Origin of the sequence: Ochrobactrum sp. S1502_03 (genome assembly GCF_044435015.1) — a bacterium.
Taxonomy (GTDB): domain Bacteria; phylum Pseudomonadota; class Alphaproteobacteria; order Rhizobiales; family Rhizobiaceae; genus Brucella; species Brucella chromiisoli.
The window spans coordinates 1-896 of the sequence record NZ_JAYEXN010000092.1 but is presented as its reverse complement, the minus strand read 5'-3'; the positions used below and the strand labels follow the sequence as shown (position 1 = coordinate 896).

Below are 896 nucleotides of genomic sequence, written 5' to 3'. Positions count from 1 at the left end.
CAAACACACCCCAAAAACCCCCACCCACAAAAAAAACACCCACAAACACACAACCCCCAAACACACACAACCACCCCCCACAAACCAAACACACCAAACCACCCACCACCCACCAACACCCACCCAACACCAAACACCAACACAACACCCAAACCCCCACCCACAACAAAAACCACCAACAACACCAACACACCCCCAAACCACAACCCACACCAACACCAACAACCCCAACAAACCCCCCCCCCACACCCACACCCAACCCACCCACAAACAACAACAACACACCCCCCCAAAAAACACCAACAACAACCCCCACCACCACCAAAAACCCCAACACACACCCCAACAAAACCCCAAACAACAACAACCCAACAACCCCAAAAAACCCCCACCCAAACACCCCCAAACCCACAACCCCACCCCACAACACCACCACAACAACCACCAAAAACAACCCACCAACCAACCCCAAACCAACCAAAACCCAACACCACCCCACCCAAACCCCAACCACCCAAACCCCCCCCAACACCCCAAAACACACCCCCAAAACCCACCCCCCACCAAAACACCCAACCAACCCCAAACCCCCCACCACCCCCCCACAAACCCACCCAACCCCCCAACAAAACCCCACCCCCCACCCCAACACAACAACCCCCCCAACCCCCACAAACCCCACAAACACAAACCCAAACAACACCCCAAACCCAAAAACACCCCCCAAACCCACCCCCACAACAACAAAACCCAACACAACCACCACAACCACCCAAACAAACCCCCTAACAAAACCACACAACACCCCCACAACACCACCCCAAACAAACACCACCAACCCAACAACAACCACCCACCACACCCCCAACCCCCAACAACCCCACACCCCAACACCC

General features: G+C 55.6%; 1 protein-coding gene. It reads right to left on the bottom strand.

Annotated features, from left to right (window positions below; translation table 11 throughout):
* Nucleotides 1–481: hypothetical protein (locus tag VBH83_RS19330; RefSeq protein ID WP_396999096.1), on the bottom strand; the 481-nt coding region annotated here is incomplete at its 3' end.
* Between the last annotated feature and the right edge of the window lie 415 nt (nt 482–896).